This is a genomic window from Dongia sp., from assembly GCF_041910485.1.
GTDB lineage: Bacteria > Pseudomonadota > Alphaproteobacteria > Dongiales > Dongiaceae > Dongia.
The window spans coordinates 1-23,637 of record NZ_JAYRQR010000059.1 but is presented as its reverse complement, the minus strand read 5'-3'; the positions used below and the strand labels follow the sequence as shown (position 1 = coordinate 23,637).

Genomic DNA, 23,637 nt, shown 5'->3' with positions numbered 1-23,637 from the left:
CAATCAGTGGATCCCCGGGACTTCGCCCGGGGATGACGCTAAATCAAGACGCCCTAGCTGACGAGACTGCCCCAGAGGTCGTAATCCTCGGCGCGCTCGACCTTGACCTTCACCAAATCGCCGGCCTTGAGCCGCTTGCGGCCGAGACCCGTGACAAAGACCTGTCCGTCGATCTCCGGCGCGTCGGCCGAGGACCGGCCGGTCGCCTGGGTCTTGTCGGCATCGTCGATGAGCACGTCGATGGTCTTGCCGACCTTCCGCTGCATGCGCTCTTCGCTGATCTGGCGCTGGGTTTCCATGAAACGGTCCCAGCGATCGTGCTTCTCGTCCTCGTCGACCTGCTCGAGACCCAGATCATTGGCCTTGGCGCCGTCGACCGGCTCGTATTTGAAACAACCCACCCGGTCGAGCTGCGCTTCTTCCAGCCAATCGAGCATGTAGTTGAAATCGTCCTCGGTCTCGCCGGGGAAGCCGACGATGAAGGTCGAACGGATGGTGAGATCCGGGCAAATCTCGCGCCACTTCTTGATGCGCTCCAGCACCTTTTCCTGGTTGCCGGGCCGCTTCATGGCTTTGAGCACCTTGGGGCTCGCATGCTGGAAGGGAATGTCGAGATAGGGGAGGACCAGCCCTTCCGCCATCAGCGGAATGACGTCGTCGACATGCGGATAGGGATAGACGTAATGGAGGCGCGTCCAGGCGCCGAGCGAGCCCAGTTCGCGGGCGAGATCCAGGAACTTCGCCTTCACCATATTCCCATTATATTTGCTCTCGGCATATTTGATATCGACGCCATAGGCGCTGGTGTCCTGGCTGATGACCAGCAATTCCTTGACGCCCGACTTCACCAGATTCTCGGCCTCGATCAGGACCTCACGCGCCGGCCGCGAGACCAGGTCGCCGCGCAAAGAGGGTATGATGCAGAACGAGCAGCGATTGTTGCAGCCTTCCGAAATCTTCAAATAGGCATAGTGGCGCGGCGTCAGCTTCAACCCCGCCGGCGGCACCAGATCCATGAACGGATCGTGCTTGGGCGGCACCACGCCATGGACCGCATTCACCACCGTCTCATATTGCTGCGGGCCGGTGATGGCGAGCACGTTGGGATAGTCGCCGCGGATGAGTTCCGGCGTCGCCCCCATGCAGCCGGTGACGATCACCTTGCCGTTCTCGGTCAAGGCTTCGCCGATCGCCTCCAGGCTCTCGGTCCGGGCCGAATCCAGGAAGCCGCAGGTATTGACGATGACGACGTCGGCCCCGGCATAGGAATCCGAGATCGCATAACCTTCGGCCCGCAATTGGGTGAGAATGCGCTCTGAATCGACCAGCGCCTTGGGGCAGCCCAGGCTGACGATGCCGACGCGCGGCTGGCTCTTGCTCATGATGATCCTGAAAAGCTCGCTCGCGCGCTGCCGGCAGAAGCCGGCGCCGGGACATGACAAGGTCCCCGCGCGCTCATGGCGACCACGTAGCCGGAAATGGCCGGCTTCACAAGATGCGTTTTAAGATATTGATATAATTCATATTTTTAGGGCGCATCACAGCCTTGTAACGCTTGTCACCGACTTCTTCACTCCCCGCCGGGGCACTGGGTGCCCATTTCTCCGTTTAGGGCGGGTGGTGGTCATTCGGGCTGCCCGATCCCCAGATGGACACAAGATGAGGAGACGAAAATGTTGCGAATCCCGACCAGCGAATACCAGGGCCGTACCGGCGCCGGTTTGCGCGGTGGCCGGATGCTGCTGGCTGCCGGCCTGCTGATGGCAAGCCTCGGCGCCTGCTCCAACATGTCCCAGACCCAGCAGCGTACCTTGTCGGGCGGTGCCATCGGTGCCGCAGGCGGTGCGGCGATCGGCGCCCTGAGCGGCGGTTCGGCGGGCATGGGTGCCCTCATCGGTGGCGCCGCCGGTGCCGGTACCGGCTATCTCCTGTCGCAATAAGTCGTTCCGACGACCCGGCCACCCGTTTCCAGGGTGGCCGGGAAAACTCCTAACAATTTGTCTTGAAATGGAAATCCCAGTCACAGCCTTGTCACGTCGGTCACTGGCTTGTCGGCGGCGGCACAGGGTTCGCGTCCCGTAGGTTTGCGGCGAGGGAAAAGGAGGCGCAGATGATCGAAACGCTGGTGGCGATGACGATGCTGGTTTGGGTGATCGCCCTTGGCTTGGCGTCGGCCTTGACCGCGCCCGCTGCCGCCCAATCCGCCGCCCAACCCACTGGCCAACCCCCAGCCACGCCACTTCATCGCCGGCGCCGCGGAAAAGCGCGCTTCAGCCTGCAGCCGCATTTCTCGTTTTTGACCTGAGACCGTCGCTTTCAATCTCGCCGATTACCCTGGAGAGCATGCCTCGTCCCTACTGCTTTAACGTTGCAAGACTGGTCGGCCGATCCTGGTGACCCCAACCGGACCTACCCCCCGAACGGGAACCCCCGCCAAAGATCGGCCCACGCGCCCAACCGCTTCCTCTTGCGGTTGGGCGATTTTTTTGAGCCCCACCGGCAGGGTGAGTTCACGAACATTTGCTGCACTGCATCTTTTCTGGGTGGAAAGGGGGTGGATGGCTTGGTTAAGCTCTCATCCCCACCTTCTCGCGTCGATCATCGCCCAGTACGGATTCCAAATATCATGACCACCCGATCTGTCCGCTTCTACGAGCTTGCCAAGATGGAAGCGGCCGCCCGCGCCCGCCTGCTGGTCCGGTCCGAGGAAAATCTCGACAGCTTCATCGACGCGGTAAAGCCGATCATCGCCGATGTGGCGGCGGCGGGTGACAAGGCGCTCATCCGCTGCGCCCAGCGCTTCGACGGCGCGCCCGCCAGTTTCAATGCCGTCCGCACGCCGGCCGAGGATTTCGCGCTTGCGCGGCAGACGGTCTCCAAGGATGTGATCGCGGCTCTCGAATTCGCCGCCGACAATATCCGCCGCTATCACCAGGCGCAGATGCCCGAGGATATGTGGCTGAAGGAAATGCGCCCCGGCGTCTTTGCCGGCGAACGTTGGTCGCCCTTGGATTCCGTTGCCTGCTATGTGCCGCGCGGCAAGGGCTCGTTCCCGTCGGTGGCGCTCATGACCGCGATCCCCGCTGTCGTTGCCGGCGCCAAGCGCGTGGTGATCCTGACCCCGGCCGGTGCCGATGGCAGGGCCGATGCCGCGACCTTGATCGCCGCCGAACTGGCCGGCGTCACCGAGGTCTACCGTGTCGGCGGTGCGCAGGCCGTGGCCGCCGCGGCCTTCGGGACCGAAAGTGTCCCGCGCTGCCTCAAGATCGTGGGGCCGGGCAGCCCCTATCTGATCGCCGCGAAGAAACTCCTCGCCGACCGCATCGATCCCGGCATGCTGGCGGGCCCGTCTGAGGCCCTGATCCTTGCCGACGAGACGGCCGATGGTCGCCTCGCCGCCCTCGATCTGCTGGTCGAGGTGGAGCACGGGCCGGATTCCTCGGGCTTCCTGGTGACGCCGTCGCGCGCCGTGGCCGAGGCAGCGCTCGCCGCCATCCCGGGCTTCTTTGGGCAGATGAGCGAAACGCGGATCGATTACACGATGACGGTGTTGTCGTCGGAGCGCGGCGGCATCGTGCTGACGCCGGACATCGACAGCGCCTACGATTTCGTCAATGACTATGCCCCCGAACATCTGATGATCCACGCCCGCGAGCCCTATGCGCATCTCGGCAAGATCCGCAATGCGGGCGAGATCCTGCTTGGCGAGAACACGTCGAACACGCTCGCCAATTTCGTGATCGGTCCCAACAATGTGCTGCCCACCAGCGGCTGGGCCAAGACCATGTCGCCGCTCTCGGTCTTCGATTACATGAAGCGCGCGACGGTGGCGCAGGTGACGCCCGCGGGCTATGCGGGTCTTGCTCAAGCCGCCGAAACGCTGGCGCGCTACGAAGGCTTCGACGCCCACGCCAACGCCGTCTCGGCGACGCGCGCCAAGATCATGGCGGAGCGCAAGGCATGAATGTCTCGGCCACGGGGAAAATGAAGATCGACTGTCCGCCCTTCCTCGATCAGCGGCCCGGCACATCGGGCTTGCGCAAGAAGGTGGCGCGGTTCCAGGAACCGCATTACCTCGCCATGTTCGTGCAGGCGATCTTCGAGGGTGTCGGCAATTTGAAGGGCAGCACGATCGCGCTCGGCGGCGACGGCCGCTTCTTCAACCGCGAAGCCAGTGCGATCATCCTGCGCATGGCGGCGGCCCACGGCATCGCCAAGGTCGTCGTGGGGAAGGGCGGTCTCCTTTCGACACCGGCCGTCAGCAACATCATCCGTGCGCGGCAGCTCCGGGGCGGCATCATCCTGTCCGCCAGCCACAATCCCGGTGGGCCGGATGGCGATTTCGGCATCAAGTACAATGTCGCGAATGGCGGCCCGGCACCGGAAGCGGTGACGGAAGCGATCTTCGCCCGCTCGAAGACCCTCACCGGCTACGAAATTCTGGATGAAAGCGCAGGCACGATCGATCTCGACCGGGTCGGCTCGCAGAAGCTCGGCGCCATGTCGGTCGAGATCGTGGATTCGGTCGCCGACTACGCCGCGCTGATGGAGCGCCTGTTCGATTTCGAGCGCATGCGCGGCTGGCTTCGCGGCAACGACCTGCTGTTCGATGCCATGCATGCCGTGACCGGTCCCTATGCCGAGGAAATCCTGGTGAAGCGGCTGGGTGCGCCGCGCGCCGCCCTCATCAATGCCGTGCCGAAACCTGATTTCGGCCACCATCATCCCGACCCCAATCCCGCCCATGCCGAGGAATTGATGGCGCGCCTCTGGGCGGCGGATGCGCCGGCACTCGGTGCCGCATCGGATGGCGACGGCGACCGCAACATGATCTTGGGGCCGAAGCTCGCGGTGACGCCCAGCGACAGCCTCGCCGTGCTCGCCGCCAACGCCACCCTCATCCCGGCCTTTGCCAAGGGCATCAAGGGCGTCGCGCGCTCCATGCCCACGAGCCGCGCCGCCGATGTGGTGGCAGCGGAACTCGGCATCGAGAGTTTCGAAACGCCGACGGGCTGGAAGTTCTTCGGCAATTTGCTCGATGCCGGCCGCGTCACCTTGTGTGGCGAGGAAAGCTACGGCACGGGCTCGGACCATGTGCGCGAGAAGGATGGGCTCTGGGCCGTTCTCTTCTGGCTCAACCTGCTGGCAGCGACAGGCAAGAGCGTGCCTGAGATCATGGCGGCGCACTGGCAGCGTTTCGGCCGGCACTATTATTCGCGCCACGATTACGAAGCGCTGGACAGCGCCCGCGCCAACGACATCATGAACGGCCTGCGCCAGCGCCTTGCCGATCTCCAGGGCCGCGGCGGGATCGATCTGGCCGATGATTTCCGCTATCAGGATCCGATCGATCAGTCGGTGAGTGAAAAGCAGGGCGTGCGGCTGGTTTTCGGCAATGGCGGCCGCCTGGTGCTGCGCCTCTCCGGCACGGGGACCGAGGGTGCCACCTTGCGTCTCTATATCGAGAAATTCGTGGCCCGCACCGGCGCTCTCGGCCTCGATGCGCAGGCCGCCCTTGCCGATCTCATCGCCGATGCGGAAACGATCATCGGCATCAAGAAGCTCTCCGGCAGAACCAGACCAGATGTGGTGACATGACGAAACCGACCGAGCTTGCGGCCTGGCAGGCCCTGACCCAACACCATGCCCGGCTTGGCGGCACGACGCTTGCCGATCTCTTTGCCGCCGACCCGGCGCGCTTTGCCAATTTCTCCAGCCGCTTCGGCGACATCACGCTCGACTATTCGAAGAACCGCATCACGGACGTGACCCTTGGCCTGCTGCTCGATCTGGCGCGCGAGGCGGGGCTCGAAGAGGCGCGGGCGCGGCTCTTCGGTGGCGAGGCGATCAACAATACCGAGCACCGTCCGGCGTTGCACATGGCGCTCCGCGCGCCCGCGACGCATGGTGGGAAGGGTCTTGCGTTCAAGGCCGGTGGCAAGGATGGCGGCAAGGATGTGGCGCCGCTGGTGGCGCGCGAGCTTGATGCCCTCTGCGACTTCGCCGACGAAGTGCGGAGCGGCGCCTTCAAGGGGGCGACGGGCAAGCGCATCCGCCATATCGTCAATATCGGCATCGGTGGCTCCGATCTCGGTCCCGCGCTCATTGTGGACGGTCTGCGGCCGGATATCGGCGGCAAGATGCAGCTCGATTTCGTCTCCAATGTCGATGGCGCGCATCTGGTGTCGGTGCTGGAGAATGCCGACCCTGCGAAGACATTGTTCATCGTCGCCTCGAAAACCTTCACCACCGCCGAGACGATGGCGAACGCGAAGACGGCGCGGAAATGGCTTGCCGACAAGCTGGGTGCGGCGGCAGTCGACCGGCACTTCGTCGCCGTTTCCACCAATATCGACGCGGTGAAGGAATTCGGCATCCATCCGGATCGCATGTTCCGCTTCTGGGATTGGGTCGGCGGGCGCTATTCGCTGTGGTCGGCGATCGGTCTTTCCATCATCCTCGCCGTGGGCGCACACAAGTTCCGCGATCTGCTGGCTGGTGCCGCCGCCGTCGACCGTCATTTCCTCGAAGCGCCGCTGACGCAGAACCTGCCCGTCATCATGGGGCTGCTGCAGGTCTGGCACCGCAATTTCTGCGGCCACGCATCGCAGGCGATCCTCCCTTACGCCCAGGATCTGTGGCGCCTGCCGGCCTATCTCCAGCAATTGGAGATGGAGAGCAACGGCAAGCGCGTGACCCGCGAAGGCGTGCCCGTCACCTGGGCGACGTCCCCGGTCATCTGGGGCCAGGCCGGGACCAACGGCCAGCATGCCTTCCACCAAATGCTGCACCAGGGGTCTGAACCGGTGCCGTGCGATTTCATCCTGGTGGCGCGCGACCGCGCCGGTCTCCCCGATCAGCATCACATGCTGTTCGCCAACGGCCTTGCGCAATCCGCGGCTCTCGCTTTCGGCAAATCGGCGGATACGGTCGGTGCCGAGATGAAGGCCGCCGGCAAGCCGACCGATGACGTAAGCTTCCTCACCCCGCACCGGACCTTTCCCGGCAACCGGCCATCGTCGACGCTACTACTGCCGGTGCTCGATCCCTATCACCTCGGCGCCCTCATCGCGCTCTACGAGCACAAGGTGTTCGTCGCTGCCACCATCTGGGGCATCAATCCCTTCGACCAATGGGGCGTCGAACTCGGCAAGGAGATGGCCAACGCGCTGCTGGCCGGCAAAGGCGGGCCAGCCGATTCCTCGACAGCCGGCCTCATGGCCCTATATGATAGTTATACGCACCGAAAATAAGGATGCGTGGGCGGGGCGGCGGTCGCGTCGCCGGTATAGGGGTGATGTCATGTTGAAGATCGATCCGGGCAGTGCCGAGAGCGCTGCCCTCGCGCGGCAGTTCAAGGCCGCGCCCTTTGGTCCCTACAGCGCCGATCTGCAGAAGATGCTGCAATTGCTGCGCTGGGGATATTCGCGCGGGCGGACCATCATCGTCTGCACCGAACCTTACAAGGAATGGCATCTGGGGCGCATGGGCCCGGTGCGCGGCATGAAGGTCGAGATCGACCCGTCGCAGAAATTCACCGATTACGGTGCCGCCGTCTGGGCCTGCTTCAAGGCCCGCTTTGAGGAAGTGACCGGCCAATCCTGCCCGGTTCAGTAAGAGTATCCGACATCATGACCGAACGTATTCTCGGCTACACCGACCGTTTGAGCGCCGTTCCCGGCGACACGGTCGAGTTCAAGGTGAGCGCGCCGCTCCAGGGCAAGTTCAAGGCGCGCCTCATTCGCCTCATTTGCGGCGACGATTCGCCCGAGGGCCCAGGCTTCAAGGCGGAAAAGATCGACAGCGCCCTCGATGGCACCTATCCCGCGCGCCAGCAGAAGATCATGGCCGGCTCCTATGTCTGGGTGACGGCACGGGCGCCCTTCGATCTCGCCAATTTCACCTTGCAGGCGATGGTCTGGCCGACCGTGCCCGGCAACGGCAAGCCGCAATCGATCCTCGGCAATTACGATGAGGCGACCGGCTCTGGCTACGCCCTCTATATCGACGAGACCGGTTGTCTCGCCTTCCGGGCCGGCCGCAACGCGCCGGTCTCGACGGGCGTCAAGCTTCTGTCGCGGCATTGGTACGAAGTCTATGCCGTGTTCGATGCCGGCACCGGGCGCGTGACCGTGGGTCACAACATGATGCTGGCCTATCACGGCATGCAGACGAGCGTTAGCGAGACCTTCACGCTCGCCGATCCGGTTGGCGAGGGCGGACGCTTCCTCATCGCCGCCTGGAACCAGGACAAATTCGCGACCGCGCATTTCAACGGCAAGATCGATGGGCCGCGCGTCTCGGCACGCGCCTTGAAGCCGGCCGAGATCGAACGCCTGCGCGACCTGCCGCTCGACGTCGAACTGGCGCAGCATGTGGTGGCGGCGTGGGATTTCTCGCGCGGCATTGCCACAGTCAAGATCTCGGACGTTTCCGGCAACCGGCATCACGGGCGCAGCATCAACCTGCCGACCCGCGCCATGACGGGATGGAACTGGGATTCGTCGGTCTTCGATTTCCGCACCAAGCCGGAACAGTATGGCGCCATCCATTTCCACGATGACGATCTCTACGATTGCGGCTGGCGCACCGATTTCAGCTTCGAAATTCCCGACGGGCTCAAGTCCGGCATCTACTGCGCCCATATTTGGCAGAAGGATGCGAACGGCAAGAAGATCGAGGATTTCGTCCCCTTCTTCGTGCGCCCGCCGCGTGGAACCGCGACGGCCCCCTTGGCCCTACTCATTCCGACGGCGAGCTACCTTGCCTATGCCAATCAGCAGATGATCTCCTCCTGGTGGTTCGAGGAACTGTCATCCTGCAAGTTCGGGGTGATGAGCGAGGTCGACCGCTATCTCGAAGAGCATGAGACGCTGGGCCTCTCAGTCTATGACGACCACAATGACGGCAGCGGTGTGTGCCATTCATCGGCGCTGCGGCCCATCCTCAACATGCGGCCGAAGACGGATCTGTGGCAGTTCAATGCCGATACGCATCTCACCGACTGGCTGGAGCAGCTGCGCATTCCCTATGACGTCATCACCGATGACGATCTCCATGCCGAAGGCGTCGAGTGCCTGAAGCCCTATCGCTGCGTCATGACCGGCACCCATCCCGAATATTATTCGAAGGAGATGCTGGACGCGCTGCAGGCCTACACCAATGGCGGCGGGCGCCTCATGTATATGGGTGCCAACGGCTTCTATTGGCGCATCGCCTATCATCCGGGTCTTCCCGGCGTCATCGAGCATCGCCGCGCCGAAGACGGCATGCGCGCCTGGTTCTCGGAATCCGGCGAATATTTCATGAGCTTCACCGGCGAGATGTCGGGCCTGTGGGCGCGCAACGGCCGCCCGCCCAACATGCTGGTCGGCAACGCCTTCGCGGCGCAGGGCTTCGTCAACGCGGTGCCCTATCACCGCACTGAAGCCAGCAACGATCCGCGCGCTTCCTTCATCTTCGAAGGTTTGGGCGACGAACCGATCGGCGATTTCGGCACCGTCGGCGGCGGTGCCGCCGGCTGGGAGATCGACCGCGCGGATGCGCGTCTCGGCACCCCGCCGCACGCGCTCATCGTCGCGGCGGCGACCGACTTCCCGGATTCCTATCACTGGGTCAATGAGGAGATGAACCACACCCATTCGGCCATCAACGGCGACACCAACCCGCGTGTCCGCTGCGACATGATGTTCTTCGAAACGCCGAATGGCGGCGCCGTCTTCTCGACTGGTTCCATCTCCTATGGCGGCGCGCTGGCGCACAACAAGTACGACAACAATGTCAGCCGCTTGACCGAGAACGTGGTGAAACGCTTCGTCGACCCGACGCCGTTCTGACGGCAGGCCCGGGCAGCAGGCGCTCCTACTTGGGAAGCGCCTGCCCGGAAGGTCTCAGCCGAGACCGCTGGGCGCTCAACTGTCAGAGATTCTGCGCATTGCCGGGTGACAGCGTCACCACGCCTTCGATATCGCCACTGATCTGCTGCAACGTCACCTGGTCGCCATCAAGCACCAGGAGCACGCAGCCGGCGATCTCGTATGAGGGCGCATAGGCCCAGCACATCGCGTCATCGCCCCTGATCGACCATCGCCCGGTATAGGGGCCTTTCTCGGCATCGACGCCGCGCAATGTGCCATCCGGCAGGTAATATTCCGCAAAGCTCACGTCGCCGATCACGCCGCTCAGCGTGCTGCCGATGATCTTTGCTTCGATGTCCATCTTGGTGAGGGCGTTGGGATAGGCCCAATGGGCGTGCGCGGCCGGCACTGCACTCAGAATGGCGAGCAGGGCGGTCGCGAAATTTCTGAACTTTTCCATGTTCCACCGTATTGCTTGCGATCGACGGGCGATTGCTCACCCGATCACCCAGATACGGACCACGGGCGGAAGTGTTACGGCGGAATCGTCGGCGGCTTATGATGGCTGCGATGCCGTGCCTGGTTGCTGCAAGCGCTGCTTCAGGCGCGGCACCGCGAAATCCAGGAAGGCGCGCAGTTTCATCGGCACCACCCGCGTGCTCGCATAGACCAGGCTCAGCGGCAAGGGCGGCGGTTCGAAATCGCCCAGAACGGTGACGAGCTTTCCGTCGCGTTGCGCCTGAGCGATCTGATAGCAGAGGACACGGGCAAGGCCGCCGCCGGCCAGCACGGCTTCGATGCCGGCTTCCGCCGTATTGACCGAGAGGCGCCTCTGCACCGGAAAGGATTTGATCTGCGACCCGATCTTGAAGGGCCAGGCGTCCGGCATGTCGAGCTTCGTGCGCGTGACGCAATCATGGTCCATCAGCTCGTTGGGATGAGCCGGCGTGCCATGTTCGGCAAGATAGGCTGGCGTCGCGCAGATGACATAACGGATGAGGCCCACGCGCACCGCCATCTGGCTGCTGTCCGGCAATTCGCTGATGCGGACCGCGAGATCGATGGCCTCGTCGTTGAGATTGACCACCCGGTCTTCGAGTTGCAGCCGTACATCGACCTCAGGATAGGCTTTGAGGAAATCGACGATGACGGGCGCCAGATGCATGCGGCCGAAGACGATGGGCGCGGTGAGGACCAACTCGCCGCGCGGCGTCCGGTACTCGCCCGTCGCCGCGCGCTCCATCTCGCCGAGCTCGTCGAGCAGGCGGCGGCAGGAATCGTAATAGCTCCGCCCCACCTCGGTCAGCGAGATCTTCCGCGTCGCGCGGTTGATGAGGCTGACGCCCAGAAGATCCTCAAGATCCGAGACCTTGCGGCTGACGGTGGCGAGCGGAACGGCCAGCTTGCGGGAGGCGGCGGAAAAGCTGCCGGCCTCAACCACGGCGGCAAAAGTCGCCATCGATGCGAAACGGTCCATCGTTACTTCCAGAATATGGAAATGATGGTTCCATTCTAGGCCAATAGTTCAACTTCATGGAAGTATCTAAATCACCTCCCATCCGCGCCACCCCAGGCGCCCCATGATGGAAGGAGCTTTGATGTCCGGACTGAGAAACAGCCTCGCCGCGGCGATGGCGACCGCCGCGATGGCCAGCGCCGCGCTGCCGGCGGCGGCGGAACAGGTTCAATACCAGTCGATCAAGGTCGACGGCCTCGACATCTTCTATCGCGAGGCTGGGCCGAAAGACGCGCCGACCGTGCTGCTGCTGCATGGTTTCCCGACCTCGTCGCACATGTTCCGCGAACTCATCCCGATCCTCGCCGGGAAATATCACGTGGTGGCACCAGACTATCCGGGCTTCGGCTATTCCAGTGCGCCGTCGCCCGACCAGTTCCAATACACGTTCGCGCATCTGGCCGACGTGGTGGACGATTTCACCAAGGGCCTCGGCCTCGACAGCTATGTCGTCTACATGCAGGACTATGGCGGGCCGGTCGGCATGCGCCTCGCCCTCAAGAATCCCGAAAAGGTGCGCGGCTTCATCGTGCAGAACGCGGTCACCAATGTCGAAGGCTGGAACCCGGACGTGGTGGCCAGCTTCGCACCGGCCTGGCAGAACCGCTCACCGGAGACCGAGAAGCCGTTGCGGGCTGCCTTCAGTGCCGAGGCGACCAAGTTCCAATACACGCATAGCGGCGCGCGTGCGCAGAATGTCAGCCCCGATACCTGGACCTTCGACCAGGCGCTGCTCGACCGGCCGGGCAATGACAGGATCCAGGTCGAACTGCTCTATCAATACCAGGACAATGTCGCGCAATACCCGGCCTGGCAGGATTTTCTGAAAAAGACGCAGCCGCCCATGCTGGTGGTCTGGGGCAATAACGATCCCTTCTTCACCTTGGCTGGGCGCGACTATTTCAAGACGTTGGTGCCGTCGGCCGAAATGCACGATTACGATGCCGGCCATTTCGCGCTGGAGACGCATCTTCCGGAAATCTCGTCGGCCATTCTCTCCTTCCTCGGCCGCCTGCCGGGGAGGTCCTGATGGACAAGGTCAACCAACAGAGGGTCGCCGGCGAAGCCAAGAGGCGACGCAGATTGATCTCATTGCTCGCGGGTGCCATCGCCATGCAGGGTCTGGCATCGATGCCTGCCGCCGCCCAGGTTCAGACGAGCGGCCATTTCCTCAGTCTGGATCTTGCGATGGAAGCGGCAGCCGAGGCGGCGCGTGCTTGCGCGGCCAAGGGCTGGCCGGTCAGCGTGTCGGTCGTCGATGCGGCGGGCAACGTCAAGCTGCAGGCCAAGGGCGATCACAGCACGATCCACACCAAGGATTCGAGTTTCCGCAAGGCCTATACCCTGGTCACGTTCGGGCCGTTGTTCGGCTTCGACCGGCTCGGCATCTGGGTCGAAAAGCTGAAGTCGAATCCATACGCCGCTTCTTATGCCAGCCTGCCCAACATCTTCCTGCTGCCGGGTGCGGTGGCGGTGAAGATCGACGGTGAAATGGTGGCGGCGATCGGTGTCGGCGGTGCCCCCGGCGGCGAGAAGGACGAAGCCTGTGCCGAGGCGGGGCTTGAAAAAATAAAGGACCGGCTCTGATCGAGCCGGTCCGGTTGCATCGGTCAAATGAAGCGGGTGGTGTCCTTACGCCCGCTTCTTCTTCCCCCAATCCTCGACACCGTTGGGGCCGTTGTGAAGATCGGTCAACACATGCTCCTGGTGGCGCAACCGCCAGGACAGCATCTTCTGCGCCATCTCCAGCATGATGCCGGCATAGGCCGGATCCTTCGACAGGTCGTTCATCTCATCGGGATCGTTCTCGAGATCGAACAGCACCGGCGGCAAGGCGGCGAAATGGATGTACTTCCATTTCTTGCCGCGCAGGATCGCCATCTGGCAATCGTGCGTCTCGATTCCAAAGGCGCGTTCGGCATCGATGCCGCCATAGGGGCCGGAGCGGAAATCGATTTCCATATGCGCTTCCTCGCGCCACTTGGCCGGTGCCGCGCCGGTGATGAAGCCGGAAAGCGAGCGGCCGTCGACCTGGGCCGGTATCTCGGCACCGAGCCACTCCAGGATCGTCGGCATGACGTCGACCGATTCGGTCAGCGCATCGACGATCTTGCCGCGCGTCCCGTCGGCGAGATGCCGCGGATCGCGGATGATCAGCGGAATGGCGAAGCTCTGGTCGAAATAGGTTTCCTTGCCCCAGGTGTAATGGTCGCCGCCCATCTCGCCATGATCGCAGGTGAAGATGATGAGCGTATGGTCGTATTCGCCGGTCTTTTTGAGATGCGCGATGATGCGCCCCACCGCATCGTCGACCTCGTTGATCATGCCGTAATAGCAGGCGCGCATCTGCCGCAGTTCCAGATCCGACATGGTGACGAGATTGTTGGGATTGTGCTCGTCATAGGAACTGGGCTTCGACAGTTTGCCGATCATGGTCTTCAGATGCGGGTGCTGCGCCCCTTCTTCCTCCGGCGTCGCCTTGCGCTTGGGGAAGGGGACATCCTCCGGCGCGTACAGCGCGTTATAGGGTTCCGGCGTGATCACCGGCGGATGCGGGCGCAGGAAGACGCAATGCAGGAACCATTCATCCTGGGTGCGGTCGCCCAGCCAATCGATAATGCGGTTGGCCATGAAATTGGTGTCGCTGTCCTCAGCCTTGAAGAAGGTCGGGATGAAGCGGTGACCGCGCCCGTCCGGCACCTTGAAGCCGGGCTTGGGTTGATAGACGTCGTGGCGCCCCTCGAACTGATAGCCCTTGGCGCGCAGGTCCGACATCCACTGCGCCATGTATTCCTGGAAGATCATCGTCGGCTTGTAGCCGGGCAGCGGCCCTTCATAGGTCTTGAGCGCCGGGTCGTTCGGGTGCCGGCCGCGCGGATCGGCGCTGGTGTCGGTATAGCCGAGGAGGGTGGGGTCGAGCCCGATCTTGCGCGCCTCCAGCGCCACATTGGTATGCCGCGCATCGAGTGGCGTGCCGTTGCGGCCCGACCGGTGGTTCATCAGATACATGCCGGTATTGAGGCTGGTGCGCGCCGGGCCGCAGGGGGCCGTCACCGTGAAGTGGCGCTTGAACAGCACCGAATCGGCCGCCAGCGCATCGATGTGCGGGGTCTTCACGGTCGGGTGGCCAAGGGCGGACAGGCATTCGGCGCGCCACTGATCGGCCGAGATGAACAGAATCTTTCGCGGGGCGGTCATTATTGGTTTCCTGTGCGTTACCGATTTTGGACGAGATGGAGCGAGATCGGGCGGCATCCTAGACGTCGGCCCCCTCTTTCGCCAAGGGCCGACGCGGTCCCGTTTCAGTAGCGAACCTGGATCGCCAGAATGACATGCCCGCTTCATGAAAGCGTCACGGCCTCCATGATCTAAGCCACCCCGCAGTTCGTGGACTGCAGCCACCGAAGGTGTCTGGCGCTAGCGGCGCCGCACGGGTGGATCCATTTCGTTTGGGGAGTTACTCATGAAATTCGTTGCGCGTTCCGTTTCGCTGTCGCTGGCGACCTTGCTGTCGACGACCGCGCTGGTGAGCGGTCCGGCCGATGCCGGCTCGCTGGACGATATCGTCGCCGCTGCCAAGGCGGAAGGCGAGCTGACCATCATCGCCGTTCCGCACGATTGGTGCGGCTATGGCGAGCTGATCGAGACATTCAAGGCTAAGTACGGCCTCAAGATCAACGAGCTCAACCCCGACGGCGGTTCGGGCGACGAGATCGAGGCGATCAAGTCGAACAAGGACAATAAGGGCCCGCAGGCACCGGATGTGATCGACGTGGGCCTCGGCTTCGGCCCGTCCTCGAAGGCCGAAGGCCTGGTGCAGCCTTACAAGGTCGCGACCTGGGATTCGATCCCGGACAGCGCCAAGGATGCCGAAGGCTATTGGTATGGCGATTATTACGGCGTCATGTCGTTCGAAGTGAACAGCGACATGATCAAGAACCCGCCCAAATCCTGGGAAGATCTGAAGAAGCCGGAATTCGCCAACCTCGTCGCTCTCTCGGGCGATCCGCGCACCGGCAACGAATCGATCATGTCGATCTATGCCGCCGGTCTCTCGACCGGTGCCAAGCACGGCGCCGAAGCCGGAAAGGCGGGGCTCGACTTCTTCGCCGAGCTCAACAAGATCGGCAATTTCGTGCCGGTCGGCGGCAAGGCCAACAGCCTCGCGCAAGGCACGACGCCGATCGTGATGCGCTGGGACTATCTGGCGCTTGCCGACCGCGACACGCTGAAGGGCAACCCGACGGTCGATGTCGTGGTGCCGGAAGGCCCGGTTCTGGCCGGTGTCTACGTGCAGGCGATCAGCGCCTACGCGCCGCACCCCAATGCCGCGAAGCTGTGGATGGAGTTCCTCTATTCCGACGAAGGTCAGCTCGGCTGGCTGAAGGGCTACTGCCATCCGATCCGCTTCAACGACCTCGTGAAGAACGGCAAGGTGCCGCAGGAAATGCTCGACAAGCTGCCGCCTGCTGAAGCTTATGCGCGCGCCGTGTTCCCCTCGATCGAGGAACAGAAGGCCGCCAAGGAGCTGATCACCAAGCAGTGGGACGCCGTCGTCGGCGCCAACGTTCAGTAAGACTTGAAAGCCTTGACTGGTGCCGGCGGCCGATGGCTGCCGGTGCCGGTAAAGGTGCTGCAACGCAATAACCGCCAGTCGTTCACGAAACTGTCATCGTTCGCGTGCTTTAAGCGCGACCGCAGATTTGGCTTTCGGTTTACTTTCGGGTGTCCTTGACAAACGAAGATGCCCTGAGCAATGTGAAATGCTGTCAAGTGAAGTTTACATGACAGCAAATCAAGAAATCTGCTGCCGCTGACTAATGTTTGGACCTTGGGAGGTACCAATGAAATCCGTTACGCGTGTCATCTCTGCCTCGATCGCGACCTTGATGTCGACGACCGCGCTGATGACCAGCTTTGCCGCCGCCGACTCCATGGAAGATCTGGTGAAGGCCGCGCAGGCCGAAGGCGAACTCACGACCATCGCGCTGCCGCATGATTGGTGCGGCTATGGCGACCTCATCGAAGGTTTCAAGGCGAAGTATGGCCTCAAGGTGAACGAGCTCAACCCGGATGCGGGGTCGGGCGATGAAATCGAAGCCATCAAGGCGAACAAGGACAACAAGGGCCCGCAGGCGCCGGACGTGATCGACGTCGGCCTCGCTTTCGGCCCGTCCTCGAAGGCCGAAGGCCTCATCCAGCCCTATAAGGTCGCGACCTGGGATTCGATCCCCGACAGCGCCAAGGATGCCGAAGGCTACTGGTACGGCGACTACTACGGCGTTCTCTCGTTCGAAGTGAACACCGACATCATCAAGAACGTGCCCAAGGATTGGGCCGATCTGCAGAAGCCGGAATATGCCAACTCGGTGGCCCTTGCCGGTGATCCGCGTGCCTCGAACGCCGCCATCATCGGTGTTCATGGCGCCGGCATCTCGACCGGTGCCAAGCCCGGCGCCGAAGCCGGCGAAGCTGGCCTGAAGTTCTTCTCCGACCTCAACAAGGCCGGGAACTTCGTGCCGGTGATCGGCAAGGCCGCGAGTCTTGCTCAGGGGTCGACCCCGATCATCATCCGCTGGGACTATTTGGCGCTCGCCGACCGCGACACGCTGAAGGGCAACCCGCCGGTTGAAGTCGTCGTGCCGCAGAGCTCGGTGCTGGCCGGTGTCTACGTGCAGGCGATCAGCGCCTACGCGCCGCACCCGAATGCCGCCAAGCTCTGGATGGAATATCTCTATTCCGATGAAGGTCAGCTCGGCTGGCTGAAGGGCTACTGCCACCCGATCCGTTTCAACGATCTGGTGAAGAACGGCAAGGTGCCGCAGGACATGCTCGACAAGCTGCCGCCGGCGGATGCCTATTCGAAGGCGTACTTCCCGACCCTCGACGAGCAGGGTGCGGCCAAGGAAGTGATCACCAAGAAGTGGGACGAGGTGGTCGGCGCCAACGTGCAGTAACACTGCGCGGGGTATGATAAACCGCGCCAGCATTCGGGATCACCCGGTGCTGGCGCGGTTTTCGTTTAAGTAGAGGCGGAATCCTGAGTCACGCGCCGCGTGCTCCGCTCCGCCGGTTGGTTCCTGGGGAAGATGACACAGCAGAACAGCAATCCGGCCGCGCCGCCAGGCGTCGCGCGCCTTCAGTTCGTGCAGGCGGCTTGGGCCTGGGTGGGTGTTTCGCCCTTCCTCATCTTCGCCCTCATGTTCCTCATTCTGCCGACGCTCTATCTCATCGTCGGCGGCTTCCAGGACCCGGACGGCAATTTCACGCTGCAGAACATCTTCGATCTGTTCCAGCCCTCGATCATGAACGCCTACTGGATCAGCATCAAGGTGAGCGGCGCTTCGGCCATCGTCGGCGCGCTCATGGGCTTCTTTCTCGCCTACGCCGTCGTGCTGGGGCGCCTGCCCGAATGGATCCGGCCGACGCTGATGACGTTCTCCGGCGTCGCTTCCAATTTCGCCGGCCTGCCGCTGGCCTTCGCCTTCCTGGCGACGCTGGGCCGCACCGGTCTCGTCACTGCGCTGCTGATCAACTATTTCGGCGTCAACATTTACGCGACCGGTTTCAATCTGCTGAGCTTCTGGGGCCTGACGCTCACCTATCTCTATTTCCAGATTCCGCTCATGGTCCTCATCCTGACGCCAGCGCTCGACGGCTTGAAGCGTGAGTGGCGCGAAGCGTCGGAAATCCTCGGCGCCAATGCCTTCCAATACTGGCTGCACGTCGCCTTCCCGATCCTGTGGCCCAGCATTCTGGGGTGCACGCTGCTGCTCTTCGCCAATGCCTTCGGCGCCATCGCCACGGCCTACGCCCTCACGGGAAGCTCGCTCAACATCATCACCATCCTGCTCTATGCGCAGATCCGTGGTGACGTGCTGCACAACCCCAATCTCGGTTATGCCCTGGCGCTCGGCATGATCTTCATTACCGGCCTCACCAACGGCCTCTATATCTGGCTGCGCGGCCGCAGCGAACGGTGGCTGCGATGACGCCGCGGGAAAGGTGGCTGCGATGAAACAGTCTCGCTTGGGTTCGTGGATCGCCCTCATCATCGGCACGCTCTATTTCGTGGTGCCGCTGATCGGGACGTTCGAATTCTCGCTGCGCATGCGGCGCGGTGAATATTCCTTCGATGCCTATCGGTCGGTCTTTGCCGATACGGCTTTCCAGGATTCCTTCCTTTATTCCTGCGGCATGGCATTGGCGACCATCGTCATCGGCGTGCTGATCGTGGTGCCGACGGCTTATTGGGTGCAGCTCCGCCTGCGGCATCTGCGGCCGCTGATCGAGTTCATCACGCTGCTGCCCCTGGTGATCCCGGCGATCGTTATCGTCTTCGGTTATCTGCGCCTCTACAACAGCTCGTCGATCATCCCGCTCACGGCGGAAATCTGGTCGACCAACCTCCTGCTGGCGCTCTCCTATGTCACGCTGGCGCTGCCTTATATGTACCGCGCCGTCGATACGGGCCTGCGCGCCATCGATGTGCGGACGTTGACCGAGGCGGCCGAGAATCTCGGTGCCGGCTGGACGACGATCCTCTTCAAGGTGATCCTGCCGAATGTGCGCAGCGCCATCCTCTCCGGCGCCTTTCTCACCTTCGCCATCGTCATCGGTGAATTCACGATGGCGAGCCTGCTCAACCGGCCGGCGTTCGGACCTTATCTGCAGCTTGTCGGCGCCAACCGCGCCTATGAGCCATCGGCCCTGGCCGTGATGGCTTTCGTGCTCACCTGGGCCTGCATGGGTCTCATCAATATTTTTGGCCAAGCCAAGAAAACCAAACACGCGCCTTGATCCGGCAGCGAGAAGGAACAGAGGTACCGCTCAATGGCATTTCTCGAACTCACGGAAGTCCGCAAGGCCTTCAACCAGAACGTGGTCGTCCAGAACTTCAACCTCGCCGTCGAACGCGGCGAGTTCATCTCGTTCCTCGGGCCATCGGGCTGCGGCAAGACGACGACCCTGCGCATGATCGCCGGCTTCGAATTGCCGAGCTCCGGCTCGATCACGATCGATGGCAAGGACATCACGCATCTGCGGCCGAACCAGCGCAATGTCGGCATGGTGTTCCAGTCCTATGCGCTCTTCCCGAACATGACGGTGGCGCAGAACGTCGCCTTCGGCCTCAAGGTCGCGAAATGGCAGGCCTCGGAGATCGGCCCGCGTGTCGAAGAGATGCTGAACATCATCAAGCTGCCGCACCTCGCGGACCGCTATCCGTACCAGCTTTCCGGCGGCCAGCAGCAGCGCGTGGCGCTGGCACGCGCCCTTGCCGTGAAGCCGCAGGTGCTGCTCCTCGACGAACCCTTGTCGGCGCTCGATGCCAAGATCCGCGTCTCGCTGCGCGACGAGATCCGCTCGCTGCAGAGAAAGCTCGGCATCACCACGATCTATGTGACGCACGACCAGGAAGAAGCTCTTTCCATGTCGGACCGCATTGTCGTCATGACCGAGGGCCGCGTCGATCAGGTCGGCGTGCCGTTCGAGATCTACAACAATCCGAAGACCCGCTTCGTCGCCAACTTCGTCGGCACCTTGAGCGTCCTCAACGGCACGGTTGCCGATGCGACGACGCTGGATGTCGGTGGTCAGAAGGTGACGATCGGCGCGGGTCTGGCCGGTCGCGCGGCGGGTTCGGCTTGTGCCGTCGCCCTGCGTCCGGAAGTGGCGACGCTGGAAGGTTATGGCGGGCAGGGGGCAACGGCCAACCTTGCCGACCGGGCCGTGCGCAACCGCCTCAACGGCAAGATCGAGGATGTGGCCTTCCTCGGCTCTGTCATCCGCATCAAGGTGCGGATCGGTAGCGATCTCCTGTCGCTCGATACGTTCAACAATCCGGCGGTGACGCCGCCGGAACATGGGTCGGATGCCGTCGTGACCTTCTCGCCCGCCGACGTGCTGGTGCTGGAAGAGAAGTAATCCCGCTCCTTACAAGCTTTCCGGATCGATTCTGAGCAGGCTCTCGGCGCCGCCATTGATCTGAGCGAGGTGTCCGGCGCTTTCGGCGAGGATGTTGTCGGCGAAGAAGCGTGCCATCGCAATGACATTGCCGAGGAAGGCCGTGTCGCTGTCACCTGCGGCCAGGCGCTTGCTGGCGGCCAGTGCCTTCCTTGCCAGCAGCCAGCCGGCGATCACCGTGCCGCAGAGGGCAAGATAGGGCTGCGCCACCGCGAGCGGCAGATTGGGATCCTTCTTTCCCGCCATGATGATGTAGTCGGTGCCCGAACCCAATCGCTGCACCGCCGCCATCAGGCGTTCGCGCAACGACGGCAGATCGTCGCCGGCAACGCCGAATGTGCCGAGATCGGCGGTGATGCGCTCGATGAGGGCGCGCATCGCCCGGCCTTCGTCACGCTGGATCTTGCGGCCGACCAGATCAATCGCCTGGATGCCGTTGGTTCCTTCATAGATCGCGAAGATGCGCGCGTCGCGGTAATGCTGTGCAGCACCCGTTTCCTCGATGAAACCGGCACCACCATGCACCTGGACGCCGAGCGACGCGGTGCGGATGCCGTTGTCGGTGCTCCAGGCCTTGACGATGGGGATCATTAGATCGACCAGCGCCTGACTCTCGGCGGCGACTTGCTTGTCGGGATGGTTCTTGGCGCGATCGAGAGCCCCCGCCGTGAAGAGCGCAAGGGCCCGCGATCCTTGCGTCAGCGCGCGCATGGTGGCGAGGTTCCGCCGCACATCGGCATGATGCAGGATCGGCAGGTTGCTGCCGGCGGCCGCGCCGACCACGGGCGATTGCACGCGTTGCCTTGCATAGGCCGCCGCATGCTGCGTCGCCCGTTCGGCGATGCCGATGCCCTGCACGCCCACTGTGAGGCGCGCATTGTTCATCATGGTGAACATGTGCGGCAGGCCCTGCAGCGGTTCGCCGACCAGCTCGGCTTGCGCACCGCCCTTTTCGCCATAGGCCATGACGCAGGTGGGTGAGCCGTGGAGGCCCAGCTTGTGCTCGATGGAGACGCAGGCGAGATCGTTGCGGGCACCCAGCGACCCGTCGTCATTCACCAGGAATTTCGGTGCCACGAACAGTGACAGGCCTTTGTGCCCGGCCGGTCCACCGGGATGGCGCGCCAGCACCATATGGATGATGTTGGGGACGAAATCATGTTCCCCATGCGTGATGAAGATTTTCTGCCCTTTGAGAAGGTAGCCGCCTTTGCCATCTTCCTCCGCCTTGGTGCGGATGGCGCCGAGATCCGTGCCGGCCTGGGGCTCGGTCAGATTCATCGTGCCGGTCCACTCGCCGCTCACCAGCTTGGGCAGGTACTTCTTCTTCTGCGCCTCGGTGCCGTGGTGATAGAGCGCCTCGACAGCGGCCTGGGTCAGCATCGGGCAGGCGGCGAAGGCGACACTGCCGCCATTCCAGATTTCCTGGAGGGCGGTCACGATCGACCAGGGCATCCCTTGCCCGCCATAGGCGGGATCGAAGCCGACGGCGTTCCAGCCATCGGCGATGAAGCGCTGATAGGCGTCGCGATAGCCGGCGGGCGTCGTGACCTCGCCTGCCTTGAAGACGCAGCCCTTGTCGCCGTTGCGGTTGATGGGCGCCAGGACCTCGCCCGCGAAAATCCCCGCCGCTTCGAAGATCGCTGCGACCGTTTCAGAGGTCGCTTCCTCATAGCCGGGCAGGCCCGCGATCTCAGGGAGACCCGCGATCTCTTCCAAAGTGAACAGGATATCCTTCAGCGGCGCTTCATAGGCACTCATGCGCGTCCCCCGACCAGCCATTCGACAGGCACTATAGCTTGCCTATGGTTAAAGAACCTTACCAGGATCAAGGCACCCGTCGGGCTCAGGGCGGCCGGTCGATCGGCCGCGATCGCCATCTATTTCTGCTTCGTTTTGCGCTTGGGCTTGCCCTTGCCCCCTTGGACCTTGGCCGGGGCCTTGCCCTTGGCTCCTTGAACCTTGGCCGGCTTGCGCGGGCCTACGGACCCGGTTGCAACAGCGGCACCGGTGACACCCTTATAGGGCGGCTGGGCGATCGCCTGGTGGCTGGCGCGCAGGGCCTCGGACCATTTGCGGCTCAGTTCCTCGAAATAGTGGTCGCCCTGATGGATGCGGTGCACCAGTTCCGGCGCGCAGGCATCGACCGGCTGCACCAGGATGTCGAGCGGGAGACCCACGGCGAGGTTCGAGCGCATGGTCGAATCCATCGACAGCAGGCCGAGCTTCAACCCCTCGTAAAGGTCCGTCTCATAGGTGACGGCACGGTCGAGGATCGGCTTGCCGTACTTATGCTCGCCGATCTGCAAATAGGGCGTGTCGCCGGTCGCTTCGATGAAATTGCCGGCGGCATAGATCATGAAAAGGCGCATGCGCCGGCCCTTGATCTGGCCGCCGAGCAGCAGCGAGACGTCGAAGCCCGCCTGATGCTGTTCCAGGCTGGGACCGTCGGTGCGATAGACCTCACGCACGGCCTCGCCCACCAATTGTGCCGCTTTGAACATGGAGGGCGCGTTGAGAAGCGTGCGTTTGCGATCGGTATCGGGATCGGGCATGCCCTCGGTCAGCAGCGAGATCACCGATTGCGTGACCGAGAGATTGCCCGAGGAGGCGATGGCCATCGATCTTTCGCCGGGCGTGCTGAAAAGGTGCAGCTTGCGGAAAGAGGAAATATTGTCGATGCCGGCATTGGTCCGCGTATCGCAGATCATCACCAGGCCGCCACGCAGCTTCAGTCCAACGCAGTAAGTCATAGGCCGACGTCTTAGGTCCTCAGGCGGGAATCACACCGGCACTGTTATAGCGCCGGCAAAAGCGAATGCGAAGGCGCTGCGCGCGGCTTACGCGCCATCGTCACGAAGATCGAACGTAGATCGCCTTCGACGCCCCCTCTCCCCAACCCTCCCCCACGTTGGGGGGAGGGAGTCCGAGCGAGTTGATTGTGGCGGTCGCGACAGGCTGGCTCTAGTCCCCTCTCCCTGCAATCGGCGCATGCCGACATTCGTCGGCGTGGGGGAGGGTTAGGGAGAGGGGGTAAGCGATGATTGTCGCCAACTTCTCTCTTCACCTCACTTCTCCCCATCCGGACCCGCTCGGGCAGCTATGGCAGCCGTGACGTTGCCGGCTGTGACGTGGATGGCTTCCTGCCATCCAGGAGGGGAACCCGGTCACCGCGTCGGGTCCGGCGGGGGCTGGCGTAACCGCCGCAACCCTGGGGGAGCGTCCTGTGACCCGGGACTCGCGGAGGATCGCTCACCCGCTGATCCGGGGGGCCGGGCCTTGTGGCCGCCGACCAAGCCT

Annotated in this window: 20 protein-coding genes; 14 read left to right on the top strand and 6 right to left on the bottom strand. The window is 63.1% G+C overall.

What is annotated here, in order from left to right; all coding sequences use genetic code 11:
- Positions 1 to 53: 53 nt before the first annotated feature.
- Positions 54 to 1,382: a 30S ribosomal protein S12 methylthiotransferase RimO gene (rimO, locus tag ACE3PP_RS19190; RefSeq protein WP_374384890.1), complete on the bottom strand. Its 1,329-nt coding sequence runs from the start codon at positions 1,380 to 1,382 to the stop codon at positions 54 to 56.
- Positions 1,383 to 1,673: 291 nt separating this feature from the next.
- On the opposite strand from rimO, the gene ACE3PP_RS19185 reads away from it, so the two are divergent.
- The 7 genes from ACE3PP_RS19185 to ACE3PP_RS19155 all read left to right on the top strand — a co-directional run bounded on the left by ACE3PP_RS19185 (position 1,674) and on the right by ACE3PP_RS19155 (position 9,836).
- A complete protein-coding gene (locus ACE3PP_RS19185) occupies positions 1,674 to 1,940 on the top strand; it encodes a YMGG-like glycine zipper-containing protein (protein WP_374384889.1) in 267 nt (88 codons plus the stop codon).
- Positions 1,941 to 2,110: 170 nt separating this feature from the next.
- Entirely contained in the window at positions 2,111 to 2,305 is a 195-nt protein-coding gene (locus ACE3PP_RS19180) for a hypothetical protein (RefSeq protein ID WP_374384888.1), read from the top strand.
- 321 nt (positions 2,306 to 2,626) lie between these two features.
- Positions 2,627 to 3,964 (top strand): histidinol dehydrogenase, encoded by a 1,338-nt coding sequence (gene hisD / locus ACE3PP_RS19175; protein WP_374384887.1) that lies wholly within the window; start codon positions 2,627 to 2,629, stop codon positions 3,962 to 3,964.
- Positions 3,961 to 5,598, top strand: a complete 1,638-nt coding sequence (locus ACE3PP_RS19170; RefSeq protein WP_374384886.1) for an alpha-D-glucose phosphate-specific phosphoglucomutase — start codon at positions 3,961 to 3,963, stop codon at positions 5,596 to 5,598. The genes hisD and ACE3PP_RS19170 overlap by 4 nt, the downstream gene beginning before the upstream one ends.
- The gene (pgi, locus tag ACE3PP_RS19165; protein WP_374384885.1) at positions 5,595 to 7,253 is read left to right on the top strand and encodes a glucose-6-phosphate isomerase; all 1,659 of its coding nucleotides are present in this window, start codon (positions 5,595 to 5,597) and stop codon (positions 7,251 to 7,253) included. The genes ACE3PP_RS19170 and pgi overlap by 4 nt, the downstream gene beginning before the upstream one ends.
- A gap of 49 nt (positions 7,254 to 7,302) precedes the next feature.
- The gene (locus ACE3PP_RS19160; RefSeq protein WP_374384884.1) at positions 7,303 to 7,617 is read left to right on the top strand and encodes a hypothetical protein; all 315 of its coding nucleotides are present in this window, start codon (positions 7,303 to 7,305) and stop codon (positions 7,615 to 7,617) included.
- A 14-nt stretch (positions 7,618 to 7,631) separates the two neighbouring features.
- Positions 7,632 to 9,836, top strand: coding sequence for a N,N-dimethylformamidase beta subunit family domain-containing protein (locus tag ACE3PP_RS19155; RefSeq protein ID WP_374384883.1), 2,205 nt, complete (start codon positions 7,632 to 7,634; stop codon positions 9,834 to 9,836).
- Positions 9,837 to 9,918: 82 nt separating this feature from the next.
- Here the strand turns inward: ACE3PP_RS19155 and ACE3PP_RS19150 are convergent, their stop codons facing one another.
- Both ACE3PP_RS19150 and ACE3PP_RS19145 read right to left on the bottom strand, forming a co-directional pair.
- Positions 9,919 to 10,317: a hypothetical protein gene (locus ACE3PP_RS19150; RefSeq protein ID WP_374384882.1), complete on the bottom strand. Its 399-nt coding sequence runs from the start codon at positions 10,315 to 10,317 to the stop codon at positions 9,919 to 9,921.
- A 96-nt stretch (positions 10,318 to 10,413) separates the two neighbouring features.
- Complete coding sequence (locus tag ACE3PP_RS19145; protein ID WP_374384881.1) at positions 10,414 to 11,334, bottom strand: LysR family transcriptional regulator; 921 nt, start codon at positions 11,332 to 11,334, stop codon at positions 10,414 to 10,416.
- A 121-nt stretch (positions 11,335 to 11,455) separates the two neighbouring features.
- Between ACE3PP_RS19145 and ACE3PP_RS19140 the strand changes: the two genes are divergently transcribed.
- Together ACE3PP_RS19140 and ACE3PP_RS19135 are read left to right on the top strand one after the other, a co-directional pair.
- Positions 11,456 to 12,403, top strand: coding sequence for an alpha/beta fold hydrolase (locus ACE3PP_RS19140; protein WP_374384880.1), 948 nt, complete (start codon positions 11,456 to 11,458; stop codon positions 12,401 to 12,403).
- Positions 12,403 to 12,960, top strand: a complete 558-nt coding sequence (locus ACE3PP_RS19135; RefSeq protein WP_374384879.1) for a heme-binding protein — start codon at positions 12,403 to 12,405, stop codon at positions 12,958 to 12,960. The genes ACE3PP_RS19140 and ACE3PP_RS19135 overlap by 1 nt, the downstream gene beginning before the upstream one ends.
- A gap of 45 nt (positions 12,961 to 13,005) precedes the next feature.
- On the opposite strand, the gene ACE3PP_RS19130 is transcribed toward ACE3PP_RS19135, so the two are convergent.
- Complete coding sequence (locus tag ACE3PP_RS19130) at positions 13,006 to 14,571, bottom strand: alkaline phosphatase family protein (RefSeq protein ID WP_374384878.1); 1,566 nt, start codon at positions 14,569 to 14,571, stop codon at positions 13,006 to 13,008.
- A gap of 265 nt (positions 14,572 to 14,836) precedes the next feature.
- Here ACE3PP_RS19130 and ACE3PP_RS19125 point away from each other — a divergent pair, with 265 nt between their 5' ends.
- The 5 genes from ACE3PP_RS19125 to ACE3PP_RS19105 all read left to right on the top strand — a co-directional run bounded on the left by ACE3PP_RS19125 (position 14,837) and on the right by ACE3PP_RS19105 (position 20,298).
- Positions 14,837 to 15,949: an ABC transporter substrate-binding protein gene (locus ACE3PP_RS19125; protein ID WP_374384877.1), complete on the top strand. Its 1,113-nt coding sequence runs from the start codon at positions 14,837 to 14,839 to the stop codon at positions 15,947 to 15,949.
- 268 nt (positions 15,950 to 16,217) lie between these two features.
- Complete coding sequence (locus ACE3PP_RS19120) at positions 16,218 to 17,330, top strand: ABC transporter substrate-binding protein (protein ID WP_374384876.1); 1,113 nt, start codon at positions 16,218 to 16,220, stop codon at positions 17,328 to 17,330.
- 132 nt (positions 17,331 to 17,462) lie between these two features.
- A complete protein-coding gene (locus tag ACE3PP_RS19115) occupies positions 17,463 to 18,365 on the top strand; it encodes an ABC transporter permease (RefSeq protein WP_374384875.1) in 903 nt (300 codons plus the stop codon).
- 22 nt (positions 18,366 to 18,387) lie between these two features.
- A complete protein-coding gene (locus tag ACE3PP_RS19110; protein ID WP_374384874.1) occupies positions 18,388 to 19,173 on the top strand; it encodes an ABC transporter permease in 786 nt (261 codons plus the stop codon).
- 33 nt (positions 19,174 to 19,206) lie between these two features.
- Positions 19,207 to 20,298 (top strand): ABC transporter ATP-binding protein, encoded by a 1,092-nt coding sequence (locus tag ACE3PP_RS19105; RefSeq protein WP_374384873.1) that lies wholly within the window; start codon positions 19,207 to 19,209, stop codon positions 20,296 to 20,298.
- 9 nt (positions 20,299 to 20,307) lie between these two features.
- Here the strand turns inward: ACE3PP_RS19105 and ACE3PP_RS19100 are convergent, their stop codons facing one another.
- Both ACE3PP_RS19100 and ACE3PP_RS19095 read right to left on the bottom strand, forming a co-directional pair.
- Positions 20,308 to 22,098 (bottom strand): acyl-CoA dehydrogenase, encoded by a 1,791-nt coding sequence (locus ACE3PP_RS19100; protein ID WP_374384872.1) that lies wholly within the window; start codon positions 22,096 to 22,098, stop codon positions 20,308 to 20,310.
- Positions 22,099 to 22,217: 119 nt separating this feature from the next.
- Positions 22,218 to 23,090 (bottom strand): peptidase, encoded by an 873-nt coding sequence (locus tag ACE3PP_RS19095; RefSeq protein WP_374384871.1) that lies wholly within the window; start codon positions 23,088 to 23,090, stop codon positions 22,218 to 22,220.
- Positions 23,091 to 23,637: the final 547 nt, after the last annotated feature.